This is a genomic window from Leifsonia shinshuensis (genome assembly GCF_022606355.1).
Lineage (GTDB): Bacteria > Actinomycetota > Actinomycetes > Actinomycetales > Microbacteriaceae > Leifsonia > Leifsonia shinshuensis_B.
Genome location: NZ_JAHHZQ010000003.1, coordinates 396,366 through 415,712 on the forward strand (window position 1 = coordinate 396,366; position 19,347 = coordinate 415,712).

The following is a 19,347-nucleotide window of genomic DNA, read 5'->3' on the forward strand; positions in this document are numbered from 1 at the left end:
CCTGCGATCCGGCGGTTCCACGGGTCGGCGGGCCGATCGCCCCATCCACAGGCCGCGGGGCTAAGGTCATACCTATGGCGTCCGACCCCATCACCGCGTCCCAGCTGATCCCCCGCCGCCTGCCGGCGGGGAGGCTCGGCGTCGCGGTCGTCGCCGAGCTCGTCGAGCTGATCGTGACCGGCCAGCTCCAGGAGGGCGACCTCCTGCCCCCTGAGGGCCCGCTCAGCGAGCACTTCGGCGTCAGCCGCACGGTGCTTCGCGAGTCGGTGAAGCGGCTGGAGGAGAAGGGGCTCGTCATCGTCTCGCAGGGGCGCGGCACGCAGGTGCAGGCGTCCGGCTACTGGAACATGCTCGACCCGGTGGTGCTGTCCGCGCTGATCGACAACGACGAGAGCCTCGGCGTGCTCGACGAGCTGACCATCGTGCGCGCGAGCCTGGAGTCCGCGATGGCGAGTGCGGTGGCGGCGGCGCACACCTCGGAGGAGTTGCGCCGGCTCGAGAACGCGCTCACGGCGATGCGCGAGAGCGAGTCGGAGACGGACTCCTTCCGCCAGGCGGACGTCGTCTTCCATTACGCGCTCATGGAGATCTCGGGCAACGGCCTGGCCGAGAACATCGCCAAGCACCTGTACAAGCGCGCGGTCGAGTCCAGTCGGTACCAGGGCATCAACCCGCCCGACGCGGTCTCCCTGACGCTGGACGAGCACGCCGCGATCGTGGACGCGATCGCGCGCGGCGACGTGCCGGGCGCGGCGAAGGCCATGCACGACCACATCCACATCTCGTGGGAGCGCCGCCGCCTTCCCGACCATGCCCCGCGCGTGCGGGGCGCGGGCTCGACGGTGCCGACCCCGGTCTCTTCGTCAGGCGAGTGAGTACACCTCGGCCGCAACACCGCCGAGCACGTCCTCGCGCTCGCTGTCGCTGAGCCCCGCGAGGAGCGCGTCGACCGCCTCCCGCCACAGGGCGGCGCCGCCGCCGAGCTCCGCGAGCGGCCAGTCGGAGCCGTAGAGCAGTCGGCCGGGGCCGAACGCCTCCAGCGCCGTGGCGACGACGGGCTCGAACGCCTCCGCCGACCACGCGCCAGGGCGGAACCCGGAACTGAGCCCGGAGAGCTTCGCCACGGTGTTCGGGTGGGCGGCCAGACCGTGGATCCCGGCCTCCCACACCGGCCGGTCCGCGCCCTCGGCGTACGGACCGCCCAGATGGTCCAGCACGAACCGCAGACCGGGATGCTCGCCGGCCACCCGCGCGGCCTGACCGAGCTGCCAGTCGCGGACGACGAAGTCGAACGTCGACCCGTGGGCCTCGAGTTGCTTCAGGCCTCGCCCGACGTCGCGCCGGAGCAGCCACTCCGGGTCGGGATCGATGTGCGCGAGATGACGCACGCCGACGATCGGGACCCTCGCGCCCTCGCCGATCGTGGCGAGCTGCGCTGCGACATCGCCCGTCAGGTCGACCCAGCAGACGAGTCCGGCGACGACCGCCGGATCGGAGGCGGCCAGGCGCACGCTCTCGCCCAGGCTGTTGCTCGCCTGGACGACGATCGCCCGGTCCATGCCGGTCGCGCGCAGCATCTCCCGGAGGTCGTGCGTGCCGAAGTCGCGCGCGATCGCTGCCATCGTCATGGGATCGATCCAGTCCTGCGGATCGGTCGCCCGGTTCCAGAGGTGCACGTGGGCGTCGATGCGCTCGGTCACCGGAGGTGCCAGATCTCGTCGAGCGGCTGCCACGGCGACCGTGTGTCGCGTTCCCCGCCGATCGGGATGTTGCACGGGTCGGTGTGCGTCCACCACTCCTGCGACACCGGGTCCGCGGCGATCCTGCGCTGGTCGGCCTCGTGGTCGTCGCCGACGTACTCGTAGTACGCGAACAGCATGTCACCGACGATGAAGATGCTGTAGTTCCGGATGTTGCACTCGGTCATCTTCGCCTCGACGGCCGGCCAGACCGCCCTGTGCAGTTCCAGATACTCCTCGCGCTTCTCCGGCCGCACACCGGTCACGAACGCGAACCGCTGCGGTTCGGCGCTCACGAGACCGGCCTCAGCGGGATCGTCGGGTCGTCGATCACGTCGGGCTCGGCGACGAGCCGGAGCGCGGCCCGCTCGGGGCGCACGTGCGGCCCGGTGGCCGGCGGCGCCACCACGGCACCGGCGCGCGTCACAATCGACTCGTCCACGATGATCCCCAGCCCCGGCCGGTCGCCGAGGACGATGCCGCCGTCGTCGAGCTGCTGGTCGACATCGAGCCCGAGAGGGAACGAGAGGTCCTGCACTTCGAACGTCAGGAGGTTCGGCACGGCGGCGGCCGCGTGCGCCACCGGGTTGGTGTTGAAGGCGACAGGGCTGACCGGGAGGTCGTGCCCGTGCGCGAGCGTCGCCACGCGCAAGAAATGGGTGATCCCCCACACGTTGCCGACCTGGACCACGTCGACCGCATTGGCGTCGAGCAGCGGGCGGTACTGCTCGAGGCCGGTGAGGTTCTCGCCGCTCGCGATCGCGGCGCGGATCTTCCCGCGCAGGGCGGCCATGCCGGCGGCGTCCCAGCGACGCAGCGGCTCCTCCACCCAGGTGAGGTCGAGGCGCTCCTCGATCGCGCCGACGTAGCGTGCCGCCTGCGCGTGGTTCCACGACTCGTTGACGTCGAACATCAGCGCGGGATGGCGGGAGTTGCGGCTGAGTGCGTCGCGCAGGATCTCCAGACGAGGCAGATCGCGCTCGAGGTCGCGGCCGCCCTTGAGCTTGCCCGCCTTGAAGCCGCGGTCGGCGAACCGGCCGTACAGCTCGGCGAGCTCCTCGTCGGTCAGTCCGTACTCGAGGCCGGAGGCATAACCGGGGACGAAGCGCTCCCTGGCGCCCAGGGTCCGCCAGAGCGGCTCGTCTGCGGCCTTCGCCTTGAGGTCCCAGAGCGCCATGTCGATCGCGCCGATCGTGCCGAAGGTCGAGCCGGAGTGGCCGGCCTTGAACACCCAGTCGAGCATCCGGTCGTAGAGCGCGACCACGGCGCGGGGGTCCTCCCCGTCGATGGCGGGGAAGATCCGCGCGATGTCGCCGTGAGCGCCGAGGCCGACGCCTTCGAGGCCGCTGTCGGTCTCGATGATGAGGACGGGGACGGGCGTGGTGTTGCCGATCTGCACCCCGTTCACGTCGCCGGTGATGCGGCCCCAATCGTGCACAGTGCTGAGACTGCGGTAGCCGGTGATCTTCATGGACGTGTCTCCTTGCGAGCGGATGCGGTCATTCCTTGGTCCCCCCTGCCGTCATCCCCGTGACGAGGAAGCGCTGCGAGAAGAGGAACACGATCAGGACCGGGAGGATCGAGACGATGGTGGCGAGCGCCAGGGTCGGGAGCTGGACCGAGTCCGACCCGGCCGAGCTCGGGTTGAAGGCGGGCGTCGACGCGAGCAGCGATGTCAAGCCGACTTGCACGGGATAGCCGTCGCTCGACGGAAGCATGACGAACGGGAGGAAGAAGTTGTTCCAGTTCTGCACGAAGCTGAAGAACGCGACCAGGGCCACGATCGGCGCGGCGAGCGGCAGCGCGATGCGCGTGAACACCTGGAACTCTGAGCAGCCGTCGATCCGGGCGGCCGCCAGCAGGTCCCTCGGCACGCTCGTCGAGAAGTAGATGTAGGTCAGATACACCCCGAACGGGAAGAACGACATCGGAAGGATGACCGAGAGCGGGCTCCCGATCAGCCCGACGGTGTTGAGCTCGAGGAAGATCGGCAGCACCAGCGCGGTGCTGGGGATGAGCATCACCACCAGGGTCAGGATCAGCAGCGCCTTGCGCAGCCGGAACTCGGTCAGCGCCAGGGCGTAGCCGGCCGGGATGCTCACCAGGAGCGTGATGACCAGAGCTCCCACCGCGTAGAGCGCGGAGTTGCCGATCCAGGTCGTCACCGCGCCGTCCTGGAAGCCGAACAGCTGGTTCCAGTTGGCCGTGAAATCCGCCCAGGAGCCGAGTGCGAACGGGTTGTCGAGGATGAGCGCCTTGGACGACTTCGTCACCGCCAGCAGGAGCCAGACGATCGGGATGACGAAGAAGAGCACGAAGACCAGGAGGACGACGCCGGCGATGACCCGGCCGCTCCAGCCTCCCAGGTTCACGCGCTGCCTGCGCTGTTGCGAGAGAGTCGTCATCGCTATTCCCTTTCGAAGAGGCCGCCGCGGGTGACGAACACCCACGACAGCAGGAGGGCGACGATGAGCAGCAGGAGCGAGATCGCCGCCGCACCGTTGAAGTCGTTCTGCTGGAAGGCGTACTGGTACGCGAGCTGGTTGAGCGAGTAGTCGTTGGGGACGATCGCGTTGCTGGCCTGGCTGAGCAGCTGGGGCTCGACGAACAGCTGGGTGCCGGCCGCGAGCGACATCACGCCCATGTAGGCGATCCACTTGCGCAGCATCGGCAGCTGGATGCTCCACGCGATCTGGACGGCGTTCGCGCCGTCGATGCGTGCGGCCTCGATGACCTCCGTGCTGATGTTGTTGAGGGCTCCGTACATGATGACGATCCAGCCGCCGGCTCCCGTCCAGAACGCGACGATCGCGAAGATGACGGGGAGGTTGCCCGGCTGGATGACCTGCACGAAGCTGGTGAAGCCCATCGCGCGGAGCAGCCCGCTGACCGGGCTGGCCGTGGGGTCGAGCACGAACAGCCAGAGGAGCACGCTGGACGCGCCGGCGAGCGCCCCGGGGAGGTAGTAGATGAAGCGCAGGGAGGTGCTGGCCCAGCGCACGCGCAGCGCGTGCACGATGAGCGCCAGCAGGACCACGAAGACGAGCAGGCCGATCAGCCAGATCACGAGGTAGGCCACCACGTGCTCGACGGCCGGCCAGAACCGGAAGTCGGTGATGACCTTCACGAAGTTGTCGAAGCCGGCGAACCCTCCGTCCGACCGGGTGAAGGCGAGGACGACCGAGTACACCGCGGGGGCGATACCGAACGCCAGGGTGAGCAGAGCATAGAGCGAGACGAACAGGTAGCCGATCGGTGTGCGCCCTGGGGCGCGGCCTTCCCGTGCCGCCGACCGCCGGCGCTGGGGTGCGCCGGCGGTCAGCTGGTCGCTCGGACGAGCGAGGGTCATGTCAGTTCACCTTGTATCCGTTGACCTTGGCCTGGTTCTCGATGGCCTGCTGCCACGTCGGCAGGAGGTCGGCGATGTTCTTGCCTCCGGTGATGGCCGGGGTCATCGTCTTGGCCCAGACCGCCTCCTGGCTGAAGAGACCGTAGCCCCAGCCGTCCCAGACCTGGGAGGCCGCGGTGACGATCGGCTGCAGCGGGGTGGCGTAGTACTTGCTCGCATCCTGCTTGGCGATCCACTTCTGGGCCGCCGGCGCGTAGGCCGGGTAGCCCGGTGCCACGTTCACCTGGTAGTCGTCGGCTGTCGTCACGAACTGCGCGAACTGCTCGGCAGCCTTCAGGTTCTTCGAGTGGCTGGAGATGAACCAGGTGCCTCCACCGACGTTGCCGGTGACGGCCTTGTCCTCGCCCTTCCAGGGAAGCGGCGCGGCGACCGCGAGCTGCCCGGCCGGGACGTTGAGCGACTGCGCGTTGTTGAAGATCGCGCCGGCGTACCAGGCGGGGCCGGGCATCATGAGGACCTTGCCGGTGTAGTTCTTGACGAACTCCGGAGTGAAGACGCTCACGTTGGGAACCGTGCCGTCGCTGCGGAGCGTGTCGAGCAGCGTCGCCGCCCGCTTGCACTCCGTCGAGTCGGTGTTGACCGTCACGCTCGTCGGGCCGGTGATGTCGTTGGCCTGGCACTTGCTGCCCCACATGAACACCTCGGGCGTCCATGCGTCGCCCTGCGTGCCGACGATGTAGCCGGGGTGCTCGGCGGCGACCTTCTGGCCGAGAGCCTGATACTCCTCCCACGTGGTCGGCACGGTGTAGCCGAACTGGTCCATGAGCGATTTGTTGTACCAGAGCACGGCCTGCGCCAAGTCGTTGCGGAGGCAGTAGACCTGACCGGAGACGGTGCAGGGGTTCAGGGCGCCCGGCGTGAAGTTGGAGAGCGTGTCCTTGGGCACGAGTCCCTTGTCGAGCACCGCTGCGAAGGCCTGCTTGCCGTTGGTCTTCTGGCTCGCCCAGGAGGCGTCGTTGTTCTGGCTCGAGAACACGACGTCCGGCCAGCCGCTGCCCGCCCGGTCGAAGAGCTGGATCTTCGTACGGAACGAGTTGGAGCCGTTGGCCGACCCGTCGTAGGTCACGACCTTGATCTTGGTGTCAGGGTGCGCCTTCTCGAATGCCTTCGCCGCGGCCTGGCGGTCCGCGTCCACCCAGACGGTGATCGTCGAGGAGGTGTCCTGGGTGGCTTCGGGAAAGCCGTATGACCCGTTCGCCGAGCTCCCGCCGGTGCTGCAACCGGCGAGGGCCAGCAGCGCCGTCGCGGCGCCGAGTGCGGTCGCGACCAGCGCCGTCCGGCGACGCGGGTGCACCACAGTGTGGATTCCGACCATGAGATGTCCTTGTCTTGTCGACTTCATTGACGACTCCGAGGAGACGTATGATGACTATAGAAGATACGTATTACCTTTGCCAAGAGGCGGGTTGCGGCGAGATCCAATCGTTACGCGGCGGACGGGTCAGCGCCCGAGCCACCCGCCGTCGACCGGCAGGACAGCGCCGGAGATGTACCGAGCAGCGTCGGAGGCCAGGAACACGGCGGCCCCGCCGATGTCCTCTGCCGACCCCCAGCGCCCCGCCGGGATGCGCTCCAGGATCGCCCGCGAGCGCTCAGGGTCATCGCGCAGAGCCTCGGTGTTGTCCGTCGCGATGTAGCCGGGCGCGATGCCGTTCACCGTCACGCCGGAGGACGCCCACTCGTTCGACAATGCCCGGACCAGCCCGGCCACCCCCGACTTCGCGGCCGCGTAGCCGGGGACGTTGATCCCACCCTGGAACGACAGCAGCGACGCCGTGAAGACGATCCGGCCGCTCCCGCGCTCGAGCATCCGCCTGCCGAGCGCCTGGGCCAGCACGAAGCCGCTGGTCAGATCCACCTCGATGACCTCGTCGAACCACTCCAGCGGATGGTCGAGCGCCGGTGCACGGCGGATCGTGCCGGCGTTGTTGACGAGGATGTCGACCGGCCGCTCCCGCCCGGCGATCAGCCGGCCGAACTCCAGCACGCCGGCCCGGTCGGCGAAGTCGACACGGTGCCCCTCGAAGCCCCTACCGAGCGCGCGCACGCTGTCGCCCACCTCCGACGACGCCGGATCGAGGGTCGCCGACACTCCGACGATGTCGGCGCCCGCCGCGGCGAGCGCCACCGCGATCGCACGACCGATGCCTCGCTTCGCCCCGGTGACGACGGCGAGACGACCGGTCAAGTCGAAGCCGTTCACCGGGCCGTTCACCGGGCGACCTGCACGAGGATCTTCATGGCCTGGCCGGCTTCGAGGTCGGCGAAGGCGGTCGCGACCTCCGGCAGCGGCACCACCCGGGTGATCAGGCGGTCGGCCGGGATGGCACCGCCGGCGACCAGCTCGATCGCGCGTTCGAAGTCCTGGCGCTGGTACACGCGCGCGCCCAGGATCCTCAGTTCGCGCCAGAACAGCCGGTGGAGGTCGATCGGCCGGGGCTGCGAGTGGATCGCGACGACGACGAGCGTCCCCCGGACCTTCGCCAGGGCGGTCGCCCCGAGCACAGCCGCTGCGGCACCGGACACCTCGAAGACGACGTCGGCGCCCGCACCGCCGGTCCACTCCTCCACCCAGGCGACCTGGTCGACCGCCGACGGGTCGAGCGTGCGCAGGCCGACCTCCTCGGCGACCGCGCGCCGTCGCGGGTCGATCTCGGCGATCACGACCTCGGCCCCGAACGCCTGGGCCACGGTCGCGATGAGCACCCCGATGGGACCGGCGCCGATGATCACGGCCTTGTCGCCGGGCGCCAGTTCCGACCGCCGCACGTCGTGCACCGCGACCGCCACGGGCTCCACCAGTGCGGCGTCCCTCAGCGAGACCGCGTCCGGGAGCCGCACCAGCGTCGAGGCGGGAACGTTCCAGCTCTCCTGCAGGGCGCCGGGACTGTCGATTCCGATGAAGTCGAGGTTCTGGCAGATGTGTTCGTTGCCGGCGAGGCACGCGGGGCACGTGCCGTCCCAGTCCAGCGGCATCACCGTCACGGGATCTCCGACCGCCCACCCCTCGACGCCGGGACCGAGCTCTGCGATGGTGCCCGACATCTCGTGACCGATCGTGGCCGGGGTCGTGACGCGGCCGTCCATGTCGCCATGGAAGACGTGGAGGTCGGTGCCGCAGATGCCGACATAGGCGACGGCGATGCGCACCTCCCCCGGCCGCAGCGCCTGCGGCTCCCGCTCGTCGACCGTGATCGTCCGGTCACCTATGTAATTCGCCGTCAGCATCGCCCGGCGCTCCTTCCTCGAGAGACTCTCGATCATCTAAACATAATACGTATGCTGAATGGAATAGACTGCCGCCATGACCGCCACTCTTCCGACCAGGCCGCTGCGGACCGGGACGCGTCTCACCGAGCTCGGATTCGGCGCCGCGCAACTCGGGAACCTCTTCCGCGAGACCACGGACGACGCCTCGGCCGAGGCCGTCTCGGCCGCGCTCGGCGACGGCCTGCGCTACTTCGACACCGCGCCGCACTACGGTCTCGGCCTCTCCGAGCGCCGCCTGGGCCGCGCTCTCACCGCGACGCCACGCGACGCCGTCGTGCTCTCGTCGAAGGTCGGCCGGCTGCTCGTGGACAGCCCGGAGACCGCCGACCAGCTCGACGACGACGGTTTCATCGTCCCCGCGCGCACGCGCCGGGCGTGGGACTTCAGCCGCGACGGCATCCTCCGCTCCGTCGAAGCCTCACTCGGCAGGCTCGGGACGGACCGGCTCGACATCGCCTACCTCCACGATCCCGACGACCACTGGGAGGCCGCCTCCACCACGGGGATCGCCGCCCTCGTCGAGCTGCGCGACCAAGGGGTGGTGCGCAACATCGGCGCCGGGATGAACCAGGCGCCGATGCTCGCGGAGTTCGTGCGGCGCTGCGACGTCGACGTGGTCATGGTCGCCGGCCGATTCACCCTGCTCGACTCGGCGGCCCTCGACGAGTTGCTCCCGCTCGCGGCCGAACGCGGTGTCGGCGTGGTGGCCGCCGCCGTGTACAACTCGGGCCTCCTGAGCTCCGAGGCCATCGATCCGTCAGCTCACTTCGACTACGGTGAAGCGCCGCGCTCCGTCGTCGAGCGAACCGTCCGCATCGCGGAGGTCTGCGCCCGGCACGGGGCCGGCCTCCCCGCGGCCGCGATCCAGTATGCGCTGCGGCATCCCGCCGTCGTCTCGGTGGTCACCGGCATGCGGACGGCCGCGCACGTGCACAGCACGGTCGAGCGCTACAGCGCAGAGATTCCGGAAGCCCTCTGGGAGGAGCTCGACGCGAGCGGGCTGGTCCCCGACCCGGCCGGCGAGTCGGCCGACCGATCAGTCTAGGGCAAACATCACACGTCTCTTGCTGTAAACATCATACGTATGCTAACCCTGTTCTGGGGGCACCGACGCCTCCCACGACAGAAAGCGAACGAAATGACATTGACGTCTGTCTCGAGACGGTCGATGGCCAGGCGGAAGGGACGCAAGCCGGCGCTGCTCGCGGTCCTGGGTGCCGGCGCTGTCATCGTCTCCGCACTGGTCGCCGCTCCCGCACAAGCGGCACCGGTGACCATCTTCTACGCGGCCCCCGACGGCAAGGACGCCGGGCACTGCAGCCAGGCCATGCCCTGCTCCCTCGAACGCGCACAGCACGTCCTGCGCCCCTCCATCAAGCACGGCGACGTGACCGTCCAGCTCGCGGACGGCGTCTACCGGCTCTCGAAGCCGCTCACCTTCTCGGCCGAAGACGGTGGAGGCGACAACACCGTGCACTGGGCTGCCGCACCGGGGGCGCACCCCGAGATCACGGGAGCGTCCAGCGTCGGGGGCTGGACGCCGTCGAGCGCGGGCGCGGGAATCTGGCAGGCGCCGACCCCCGCTGGGCTCGACACCCGGCAGCTCTACGTGGACGGCGTCATCGCCCCGCGCGCCTCCATCAAGCTGGCCAACTCCGACGTCACGCCGACACCGACCGGCCTGACCGTCGACAACCCATCGCTCGCCTACCTCGCCACGCTGCCCGACCAGGGCCGCATCGAGTTCGAGTCGCTCGGCGACTTCACCAACCGGTACTCGCCGGTGCAGAGCATCGCCGGCGCCCAGATCACGATGGCGCAGCCCGCCTGGGACGACAACACCTGGGGCTGGGACACCGTGCAGAGCTCGCTGCTCGCCGCGCCGACGTGGTATCTCGACAACTCGCTCGCGTTCCTGACCCAGACGAACCAGTGGTACATCGACCCGCAGGCCGGCACGCTCTACTACAAGCCGGCGGCCGGGGTCGACCCGAACACGCTCGATATCGAGCTGCCGCACCTGCAGTCGCTCCTCAGCATCGGCGGCACGTACGACCAGCCGGTGCAGGGACTCTCGTTCGAAGGCATCCGGTTCTCCGGGACGTCATGGCTCGAGCCCTCGACCGACGGCTACGCCGACCAGCAGAACGGCCTCTTCATCAAGGGCGCCTACGACTACCGCCCGGCCGACGCCTTCACGAGCTGCGCCCGCGGCTGCGAGATGTTCGAACGCGCCCGCACCACCTGGTTCCAGGAGCCCGGAGCGGTGCAGGTCTCGGCTGCGAGCCGGATCTCGTTCACCGGCAACACCTTCACCGATCTCGGATCGTCGGCGCTCGGCATCGGCAACGACGCCAATGCGACCACGACCGGCGTGGGCTACGGCGCGAGCAGCATCCAGGTGACGGGAAACCGCTTCGTGGAGGACAGCGGCCACGGCATCTCCGTCGGCGGCGTGCTCCCCGACGCCCATCACCCGAGCGATCCGCGGATGACCAACAAGGACATCACGATCCAGGACAACACCGTCGACCGGGTCTCGGTGGACTACAAGGACAACGGCGGCATCCTCAGCACCTACGTGACGAACGCGCAGATCCTGCACAACGAGGTCGCCAACGTGCCGTACGACGGCATCGACACCGGGTATGGCTGGGGCATCAACGACGCGGGAGGCTCGAACGACTACGTCGACCGCGGCTACTACACGTACAACACCCTCTACACCACGCCGACCACGCTCAAGGACAACCGCGTGGAGGGCAACCTGGTGCACAACACCAAGGCCCGCTTCGCCGACGGCGGCACGCTGTACAATCTGTCGGCCAGCCCCGGCAGCGTCGTCGACAAGAACTACCTGTTCAACATCTCCGGCGTGGGGCTCTACCTCGACGAGGGATCCCGCTCGCTGACGTATGAGAACAACGTGGTGCAGGGCGGCTCGTTCGTGTTCACCAACGCGTACAGCCTGCGGAACAACACCAGCGACAACGTCATCCAGGACAACTGGTACAACTCGGGAGGCGTCTCGGCGCCGAACGCCGCGGCGCACAACAACACCCTGGTGAACAACGTCAAGGTCTCAGGGGCGAACTGGCCGCAGGCCGCACGCGACGTGATGTGTGCAGCGGGAGTGGCGCCGCAGTACCGCACCGCGCTCAACGCCAACCTGTTCGGCCTCGCCGACTGCCCTGTGTCGTCGCCCGTGGCGTCGGGCTTCGCGACGGCGGGCTCCTCGGCGGCCGGCTCGTACTTCGGCCAGACCGGCGGGACCTTCGGGATCGCCGCGGCCGGAGCCGACGTGTGGGGTGCGGGCGGTCAGCACGACGACCAGTTCGGAGCGATCTACAGGGCCGGCTCCCTGGCCTCCGGGTCGAGCGTCTCGGCGCGCGTGGTGTCGGTGAACGACGCCAATGCGTGGGCGAAGTCCGGGGTGGTCGTGCGCAACGACCTCACCCAGGCCGGCACCTCGGCGGGCTACGCCGTCGTGGCCGTGACCGCGCGCAACGGGGTCGACTTCGAGTGGGACTCCAACGGTGACGGCTACCTGGACTCGAGCGCACACGCCGCGATCGACGTCTTCCGTCCGGTCTGGGTGCAGCTGAGCCGCTCGGGGACCTCGTTCACCGCGTCGTACTCGTACGACGGCACGAACTACGTCCCCATCGGCTCCCCGGTCACCCTGTCGACGGCCGCGGCCACGCAGGACGCGGGGATCCTCTCGACCTCGCACGACGTGACCCAGTCGGCGATCAACCAGTTCGATTCGGTGGCCATCCGTCACTGAGCGACGGCGGGGGCGGTGGGCTCGCGCCCGCCGCCCTCGTTGCGTCGAGAGGCGCCCTCAGCCGCTGTGCACCCGCGCCAGGTACTGCCGGGTGGCCTCCTCGCGCGGGTCGCCGAACACCTGTTCCGGCGGTCCCTGCTCCAGGAGCACGCCGTCGTTGAGGAAGATGATGTGGTCGGCGACGGTGCGGGCGAAGTGCATCTCGTGCGTCGTCATCAGGATGGTGGAGCCCGCCGCCTTCAGCTCCGTCACCAGGTCGAGCACCTCGCCGACGAGCAGCGGGTCGAGGGCGCTGGTGATCTCGTCGAGCAGCAGCAGCTCCGGATTGGTCACGATCGCGCGGATGATCGCGACCCGCTGCTGCTGGCCGCCCGAGAGCCGGTCGGGGAAGTCCTTGACCTTCGCGCCGAGGCCGATGCGCTCCAGCCACTGCACGGCCGTCGCCTCCGCCTCGGCGCGCGGGACGCCGTGCACCTTGCGGCTGGCGAGCGTCACGTTGTCGAGCACGCTCAGGTGCGGGAACAGGTTGAACTGCTGGAACACCACGCCGATGCGGGCGCGCGTGCGGTCGACGTCGATGCGCGGGTCGCTGATGTCCTCGCCCTTGAGGAAGATGCGGCCGTCGTCGATCTGCTCCAGCAGGTTGATCGTCTTCAGCAGCGTCGACTTGCCGGAGCCGCTCGCGCCGATCGCGACGACGACCTGATGCTGGTCCACCTCCAGGTCGATGCCGCGCAGCACCGGGGTGTCCCCGAAGCTCTTGTACAGACCCTCGACGCGCAGGACGACGTCGGAGGCCGGGGTCTCGGCTGCGGTCACACCGTGCCTCCGATCTGTTCGCGCTTCTGCGCCCGAGCCGACAGCCAGTCGGTGAGGCGGATGAGCGGCCAGCTGATCGCGACGAACAGCAGTCCGGCCACGATGTAGGGAGTGAAGTTGTAGGCGTCCGCCGACGCGATCTGGGCGGCGCGAACCGCATCCACGGCGCCGAGCACCGAGACGAGGCCGACGTCCTTCTGCATCGAGACGAAGTCGTTGACGAGCGCCGGGGTCACCTTGCGGACACCCTGCGGGAGCACGACGAGGCGGAGCATCTGCGCGTGCGAGAGCCCGAGCGAACGCGCCGCCAGCCGTTGCGAGGGGTGCACGGCCTCCATCCCCGCGCGCAGCACCTCCGCCACGTAGGCGGAGTAGGTCAGGATGAGCGCGATCGTGCCCCAGAACTCCGGTGGCATGCGGGGGATGACGCCGAGCGCCGGGATGCCGAAACCGACCAGGTAGAGCACGATGATCAGCGGCATCCCGCGGAACAGGTCGGTGTAGACCGTCGCGATGACCCGCAGCGGGAAGAACACCGGGCCGCGCAGGGTGCGCACGATCGCGATCAGCGTCCCGAAGATCGCGACGCCGATCGCGGCGTAGAACAGGATCTGGATGTTCAGCCAGAGGCCGAGCAGGATCGAGCCGAGGTACTCCCAGCCGACCTTCACGTTGAAGAACGACTGCTGCACGAGCGCCCAGCCCGGCGTGTTCACCACGGTCAGCCATACAACCACCGCCAGCACGATGGTGCTCGCGAGGCTGATCAGCACCGACCGGCCCGACTGCTTGGCACGGAAGGCGCGGCGGTCCAGCTCGACGCCGCTCAGCGGCGTGCCGTCGAGTCTGGTCTGCTGCTGAGCCGTTCGCGGGCTCACGCGGGAGCCCCGGCGATCGCGGGAGGGCGTCCGATCACTTGAAGACCGGGACGTTCACCGTCGTCGACAGCCACTTCTTGGTGATCGCGTCCAGCTCGCCGCTCGAGCGCAGCGCGTCGACGGCCTCGCTGACCTTCTTGGTGTTCGGCGAGTCCTTGGGGAGCACGATGCCGAACTGATCGCCGCCGGAGGTGTCGGCGAACTGGCCGCTCACGACCCCGTTGTCGACCTGGGAGTCGGCGAGGTAGAACGCGGTCGGGAGGTCGGTCGCGACAGCGTCGACCTGGCCGGTCTTGAGGGCGAGCACCGCGTCGTCGTTGGAGTTGAAGACCGAGATGTTGTCGCCCCCGACCTCCTTCTTCACGAGCGTCAGCGTGGTGGTCGCGGTCGCGACGCCGATCTTGATCTTCTTGAGGCCCTCGACCGAGGTCACGGAGGCGGCGGGCGACGACTTCGTGGTCACCAGCGCCTGGCTGGTCGTGTAGTACGGCGACGAGAAGTCGACGGCCTTCTTGCGGTCAGCGGAGATCGTGAACTGCTGGATGTTCAGGTCGAACGTCTTGGGTCCAGGCGCGATGGCGCTGTCGAACGTGGTGCGGGTCCAGACGACGTCGCTCTTGGCGAAGCCGAGCTTCTCGGCGACGGCGTAGGCGACGGCCGCCTCGAAGCCCTTGCCGCTCTGCGGCTTGTCGTCGATGACCCACGGCGAGTAGGCCGGCTGGCCGGTCGCGATGGTGAGCTTGCCCGCGGTCTGCGTCTGCAGGCCGTGGCTCGATGCGCCGCTGCTCGACGGGGTCGAGCTGCAGGCGGCCAGGGCGGCGACGACGACCGCGGCGCCGACGGCGGCGAGCACACGGGTGAAGCGGGAGGAGGCTGCGGACACGGGAGCACCTTTCAGACGGTCTCGGGCGACCAAATCAATCGATGGTAGAGGAAACCGTCGCGCGCGCGCGCGACGATTACGGATTGTTTAGGGCGTGGAGGGTGAAATCGTCGAAGCTGAACCCCGGCGAGACGATACAGCTGACCAGTGTCTCGCCCTCGGACGGCAGCGTGCGCTGCCAGACTCCTGCGGGCACGAGCGCCTGGGCGCGCTGGCCCGCCGCCTCGTCCCCGCCGAGCGTCACGACCTCCCCGGCGACAGGGGCGTCGCCGTCGCCGCCCAGCTGCAGGGCCAGCGCATCGGGACCGTGCCACAGCCAGAGCTCGTCGGAGGTGACGACGTGCCACGCCGACGCCTCCCCCGGCGGCAGCAGGAAGTAGATCAGGGTCGCGGCAGGGCGGTCGCCGCGCTCGGTGGCGACCACGGCGTCCGCCGCCCAGGTGCGGCGGTACCAGCCGCCCTCGGGGTGCGGCTCCAGTCCCAGCGTGAGCGCGCGGGCTGAGGGGACGACCCACTCGATGACCTCGCCGCCGACCGTACGCCGGGCGACGGGCTCCACCGGCCCGTTCATGAGCTCACCCCTTCGGTCACCAGTGGCCCGGTCCACGACGGCGCCGACCAGCGTGTGTCGCCGCCGATGACCGTGGCGGCGACGCGCCCGGAGCCGGCCTCCACCAGCTCCGCGAGGGTGTCGCCCACCCGGCCGACCGGCACGTCGAAGAACGAGAGGTCGGCGAGCGCACCGACGGCGAGGTGGCCGATTCGCGCGGGGCCGACGTCCAGGCCGAGCGCGTGGGCGCCGCCGAGGGTCGCGGCGGACAGCAACCGGCTGTGCAGGTCACGCCGGGTGTAGCCCTGCTCGCGCGCGATCCGGTGGAGCGCGCTCACGTCGCTCATCAGGTCGAGCGACGGGCTGGACGACAGGGAGTCGGTGCCGACGGCGATCGCGCTCCCCTCCTTCAGGTAGGCGGCGACCGGCGGCGGCGCGAGGCCGATGACCTCGTTGGAGCGCGGGCAGAGCGCGACGGACGTTCCGCGCGCACGCAGCAGCGCGCGGTCCTTGGCCGTCATGTAGACGCCGTGGGCGACGTGGCAGTCGGGCCCGAGCACACCGAGCCGGTCGACGAACTCGGTCGCGCCCGTCCCGAAGCCGAGCGAGCGCAGGGCGCGGAAGCTCTGCACCCCGACGAAATGCCAGGCGCGGTGGGTGTCGCCGCCCTCCGTGTCGAGCCGCTCCTCCTCGAACGCGGACTCGCCGAGGTGGATGTGCAGCCGCTGCCCCCGCTGCCGGACGATGTCGGGCATGTCGAGGAGCGGGACGGTGTCGAGCGAGTAGGGGGCGTGCGGCGACAGTCCGGCGCCGGGAGTCGCCGGGATGCCCTCCAGATCGGCGATGACCTGCTCGCGACCGCGCTCGTTCCACTCCGCCGTCTCCCAGTTCATCACCTCCCAGAACGCGATGCCGCGGAGCCCCGCCACGTGCAGGACGTCGGAGGCCTCCCGGTCGGTGACGATGTCGGCGACGGCGGTGACACCGCAGCGGATCAGCTCGTCGGCGCCCAGCAGCGCGTCGGCCCGCCAGTCGTGCGGCTTCTCGTAGACGACGGTGAAGGCGTCCGCCCAGTCGTCGAAGCCGGAGTAGTGGCCCGCGCCGACTTCGGCCATGCCGGTGTACTGCAGGTGCGAGTGCGCGTTCACAAGGCCGGGCAGCAGAGCGCCGTCCCACCAGTGCTCGAGGTAGGGCACGTCCTGCTGCTCCAGCGAGTCGATGACCCAGCGCCGCTCGCCGACGTGCAGGATCCGCCCGTCCGCGACGGCGACCGCCCCGCGCAGGATGGGCGGCGCGGTCATCGGGACCACCAATCCTGCCGAGTAGACGGTGACGTCGCCCCTCATGCGACGCTCCCGAAGCGCGGCCAGAGCGGCGCGGGAGCCGCGGGCGCCGCCGCGTCGTCGATCCGGAGGCCGGCGGCGGCGAGCGCCTGCGCCGCGACGGCGTCGTCCGCGGTCGCCGGCAGCGGGTGGACCCCCGGCGTGAGGGTTCCCGCGGTCTCGACGAGGTGGCGGATGGCCGACAGCTGCACGGCGAACGACAGGTCCATGATCTCGATGGGGTTGCCCTCTCCCGCCGTCACGTTGATGCAGCCGCCGTCGTCGAGGAGCTCGACGCTCGTGCCGCCGGGGAACGTGATCCGCTCGCGCTTCCAGCCGATGACCTCGCGCGTCGCGCCGGCCGCGAGCGCGTCGTCGACGGCGACCTCCTGCGGCACTCCTCCTGCGACGGCGACGACGGCCGACGGCGCGCAGGACAGGAGGACGTCGAGCCCGATCGTGCCGCGCACCCCGGTCGCGGACACCACCAGGTCGGCGGCGGCCACCGCCTCCACGAGCCGCGACACCCGGAACCCGTCGTACGTCGCCGCCAGCGCGCGCACGGGGTCGGGCTCGGCGACGACGACCGTCGCGCCGAGCGCCCGCGCGTGGCGGGCGACCCCTTCGCCGACGGGTCCGTAGCCGGCGACCACCACAGCCGCGCCGAAGAGGTCGAGCCCGGTCAGCCCGAGGATCGTGAACAGGCACGACTGGCCGGTGCCGTACCGGTTGTCGAAGAGGGTCTTGCTGCGTGCGTCGTTCACCGCGACGACGGGGATGCGCAGGCGCCCCTCCGCGGCCATCGCCCGCAGCGGACGCAGGCCGCTGGTGGTCTCCTCCGCCGCACCGACCATGCCGTCGAGGAGGTGCGGCGCCGCCTCGTGCGCCAGCCGGATCACGTGCGAGCCGTCATCGACGAGCACGGTCGGGCGTTCCTCGAGGAACGCGAGAGCGAGCTCCCGGTGCTCGTCCGGCTCGGCGGCGGCCCGGGCGTGGACGCGGAGCCCGGCGTCGCGGAGCGCGTCGGCCACGTCGTCGTCCGTCTCGTCGGGGTGGGAGAACACCGAGACCTCCGCACCCGCCTCGCGGAGCATCAGGGCGAGGACGGCCGTCTTCGGCTCGAGCACCATGCTGACGCCGATCCGCACGCCGCGGACCGTGCCGTCGTCCGCCAGTCGCGCGGCCAGCCGCGCGGACGCGGGCATGAAGCGCCTGGCCCAGGCGATCCGGTCGGCGGCGGCGCTCTCGTGCGGGCCGTGGCGGGTGTCGTCGAGCCGCACGACGACGACGTGCGGCAGGGAGGTCGCCCAGACACCTGCGCGCAGGGCGTCGCCCGCGCGAAGGGCGTCGCCCGCGCGAAGGGCGTCGCCCGCGCTGTCGTCGGCGACGGCTGTGGGCGGTGCGGCATCCACGAGCACGAGCGGCCGGTCGGGATCGGGGGCGAGTTCGGCGACGTCGGTCGGGAGGATCGGCGTCTCGCCCTCTCCGCTGGCGAAGAGATAGTCCGGCGTCTCGCCGGCGGCGACCCTGCGCGCTCCGATCGCGGTCAGCAGAGCGATCAGCGCATCCGCGTTCGGCCCGCTGCCGCGGACGGCGAAGCGGCGTCCGGCGATGGAGAGGTTCGTCGTCTCCGCGAAACCGAGGATGACGGACGCCGCCCACTGCCGGGGGCTCCGGCTCGCCACCTCGAACACGCGATCAGCTTATCGCCCGGCGACCTGCTCCCGCCGAGGGGCCGCCGAGGGGCACGTAAGCGCCCTCAAAACAGCGGAATAGGGGCGTTTGCGTGCCCCTCGGCAGGGATCAAGCCCTGTCGTGCAGGGTGATCCGGTAGCCGTCGGGGTCGGCGAAGGTGAAGGTGCGTCCGAACGGGCCGTCGATCGGCGCGGAGACGATGGTGCGCCCGTCGGCGACGAGCGCGTCGTGGATCGCCTGCACGTCGGTGGCGTGCAGCCAGAGCGCGACGCCGATGCCGGGCTCGGCGACCGAGTCGAGATCGGTGCCGGGGAGAAGGTCGCGCAGCGCGAACGCGATCGGGGCAGTCTCGAAGACGACGGCGTGCGGGGGCCCGGCCGGCGAGCGGACGAGACCGAGGTAGGTCTCGTAGAACGCCTGGGAGGCGTCGAGGTCGCGGACCTGCAGGGAGATGAAGTCGGGGCCGGTGGCGGGCATGGTGGAACTCCTTCTTTTATGTCAGTTTTCTGACATGCATCAACCTATGTCAGACTACTGACATGAGTCAAGGCGCTGAAGGCATCGATCTGGAGACGTCGCTGGGCTACTTGCTGAAGGAGGCGTCGAGCGCCCTCCGCACCGCCATGGAGGAGGTGCTGCGCCCGCTGGGGATGAGCGTGACCCACTACTCCTGCCTCGAACTGCTCGCCCAGCGCCCCGGCCTGTCCAACTCGGAGCTCGCACGCGGAGCGTTCGTCACCCGGCAGACGATGAACGTGCTGCTCCAGGCGCTCGAGCGCGACGGCTTCGTCACCCGGGCCGCCGAGGCGCCCGTGGGCAAGGCGATCCCGACCCGGCTCACACCCCGCGGCCGGCGGAGTCTCGAGAAGGCGACCGCGGCGGTCCGGTCCGTGGAGCTGCGGATGCTGTCCGGCATGACCGAGCCAGAGCGGGCGGATGCGTTCCGGAGCCTGCAGAGCATGGTCCGGGCGCTGCGGGGCGAGTAGCGACCGGGC

The 19,347-nt window shown here is 70.0% G+C and carries 19 protein-coding genes; 4 read left to right on the top strand and 15 right to left on the bottom strand.

All coding sequences use genetic code 11. The features are described 5' to 3' along the window. The first annotated feature begins 74 nt into the window (after positions 1-74). Positions 75-875 (top strand): FadR/GntR family transcriptional regulator, encoded by an 801-nt coding sequence (locus tag KNO15_RS13365; RefSeq protein ID WP_241704228.1) that lies wholly within the window; start codon positions 75-77, stop codon positions 873-875. Here the strand turns inward: KNO15_RS13365 and KNO15_RS13370 are convergent. From KNO15_RS13370 to KNO15_RS13405, 8 genes are all read right to left on the bottom strand, one after another. Further along, on the bottom strand, positions 864-1,700 hold the full coding sequence (locus KNO15_RS13370) for an amidohydrolase family protein (protein WP_241704229.1): 837 nt from the start codon (positions 1,698-1,700) through the stop codon (positions 864-866). The two genes, KNO15_RS13365 and KNO15_RS13370, sit on opposite strands and share 12 nt — an antisense overlap. Further along, positions 1,697-2,035 carry an L-rhamnose mutarotase gene (locus KNO15_RS13375; protein ID WP_241704230.1) on the bottom strand — a complete coding sequence of 113 codons (339 nt, stop codon included), beginning with the start codon at positions 2,033-2,035 and terminating at the stop codon, positions 1,697-1,699. Before KNO15_RS13375 ends, KNO15_RS13370 begins: the two co-directional genes overlap by 4 nt. Beyond that, entirely contained in the window at positions 2,032-3,210 is a 1,179-nt protein-coding gene (locus KNO15_RS13380; protein WP_241704231.1) for a mandelate racemase/muconate lactonizing enzyme family protein, read from the bottom strand. Before KNO15_RS13380 ends, KNO15_RS13375 begins: the two co-directional genes overlap by 4 nt. Before the next feature lie 28 nt (positions 3,211-3,238). Then, a complete protein-coding gene (locus KNO15_RS13385) occupies positions 3,239-4,144 on the bottom strand; it encodes a carbohydrate ABC transporter permease (protein WP_241704232.1) in 906 nt (301 codons plus the stop codon). A 2-nt stretch (positions 4,145-4,146) separates the two neighbouring features. Further along, positions 4,147-5,088 (bottom strand): carbohydrate ABC transporter permease, encoded by a 942-nt coding sequence (locus tag KNO15_RS13390; protein ID WP_241704233.1) that lies wholly within the window; start codon positions 5,086-5,088, stop codon positions 4,147-4,149. A gap of 1 nt (position 5,089) precedes the next feature. After that, positions 5,090-6,463: an ABC transporter substrate-binding protein gene (locus KNO15_RS13395; protein WP_241704234.1), complete on the bottom strand. Its 1,374-nt coding sequence runs from the start codon at positions 6,461-6,463 to the stop codon at positions 5,090-5,092. 126 nt (positions 6,464-6,589) lie between these two features. Continuing rightward, positions 6,590-7,351, bottom strand: a complete 762-nt coding sequence (locus KNO15_RS13400; protein ID WP_241704676.1) for an SDR family oxidoreductase — start codon at positions 7,349-7,351, stop codon at positions 6,590-6,592. Between the two features lie 8 nt (positions 7,352-7,359). Continuing rightward, positions 7,360-8,412, bottom strand: coding sequence for a zinc-dependent alcohol dehydrogenase (locus tag KNO15_RS13405; RefSeq protein WP_241704235.1), 1,053 nt, complete (start codon positions 8,410-8,412; stop codon positions 7,360-7,362). 40 nt (positions 8,413-8,452) lie between these two features. On the opposite strand from KNO15_RS13405, the gene KNO15_RS13410 reads away from it, so the two are divergent. Both KNO15_RS13410 and KNO15_RS13415 read left to right on the top strand, forming a co-directional pair. Then, a complete protein-coding gene (locus KNO15_RS13410; RefSeq protein WP_241704236.1) occupies positions 8,453-9,463 on the top strand; it encodes an aldo/keto reductase in 1,011 nt (336 codons plus the stop codon). A 123-nt stretch (positions 9,464-9,586) separates the two neighbouring features. Next, complete coding sequence (locus tag KNO15_RS13415; protein ID WP_241704237.1) at positions 9,587-12,205, top strand: right-handed parallel beta-helix repeat-containing protein; 2,619 nt, start codon at positions 9,587-9,589, stop codon at positions 12,203-12,205. Positions 12,206-12,262: 57 nt separating this feature from the next. Here the strand turns inward: KNO15_RS13415 and KNO15_RS13420 are convergent, their stop codons facing one another. From KNO15_RS13420 to KNO15_RS13450, 7 genes are all read right to left on the bottom strand, one after another. Then, entirely contained in the window at positions 12,263-13,024 is a 762-nt protein-coding gene (locus tag KNO15_RS13420) for an amino acid ABC transporter ATP-binding protein (protein ID WP_241704238.1), read from the bottom strand. Beyond that, entirely contained in the window at positions 13,021-13,902 is an 882-nt protein-coding gene (locus KNO15_RS13425) for an amino acid ABC transporter permease (protein ID WP_241704239.1), read from the bottom strand. Before KNO15_RS13425 ends, KNO15_RS13420 begins: the two co-directional genes overlap by 4 nt. 34 nt (positions 13,903-13,936) lie before the next feature. After that, a complete protein-coding gene (locus KNO15_RS13430) occupies positions 13,937-14,785 on the bottom strand; it encodes an ABC transporter substrate-binding protein (protein WP_241704240.1) in 849 nt (282 codons plus the stop codon). A gap of 76 nt (positions 14,786-14,861) precedes the next feature. Continuing rightward, the gene (locus tag KNO15_RS13435) at positions 14,862-15,356 is read right to left on the bottom strand and encodes a cupin domain-containing protein (RefSeq protein ID WP_241704241.1); all 495 of its coding nucleotides are present in this window, start codon (positions 15,354-15,356) and stop codon (positions 14,862-14,864) included. Continuing rightward, positions 15,353-16,681, bottom strand: coding sequence for an amidohydrolase family protein (locus tag KNO15_RS13440; RefSeq protein WP_241704242.1), 1,329 nt, complete (start codon positions 16,679-16,681; stop codon positions 15,353-15,355). Before KNO15_RS13440 ends, KNO15_RS13435 begins: the two co-directional genes overlap by 4 nt. Next, entirely contained in the window at positions 16,678-18,351 is a 1,674-nt protein-coding gene (locus KNO15_RS13445; RefSeq protein ID WP_241704243.1) for an adenosylhomocysteinase, read from the bottom strand. Before KNO15_RS13445 ends, KNO15_RS13440 begins: the two co-directional genes overlap by 4 nt. Before the next feature lie 109 nt (positions 18,352-18,460). Next, entirely contained in the window at positions 18,461-18,829 is a 369-nt protein-coding gene (locus KNO15_RS13450; protein WP_241704244.1) for a VOC family protein, read from the bottom strand. 62 nt (positions 18,830-18,891) lie between these two features. Here KNO15_RS13450 and KNO15_RS13455 point away from each other — a divergent pair, with 62 nt between their 5' ends. Then, the gene (locus tag KNO15_RS13455; RefSeq protein ID WP_241704245.1) at positions 18,892-19,338 is read left to right on the top strand and encodes a MarR family winged helix-turn-helix transcriptional regulator; all 447 of its coding nucleotides are present in this window, start codon (positions 18,892-18,894) and stop codon (positions 19,336-19,338) included. The last annotated feature ends 9 nt before the right edge of the window (positions 19,339-19,347 follow it).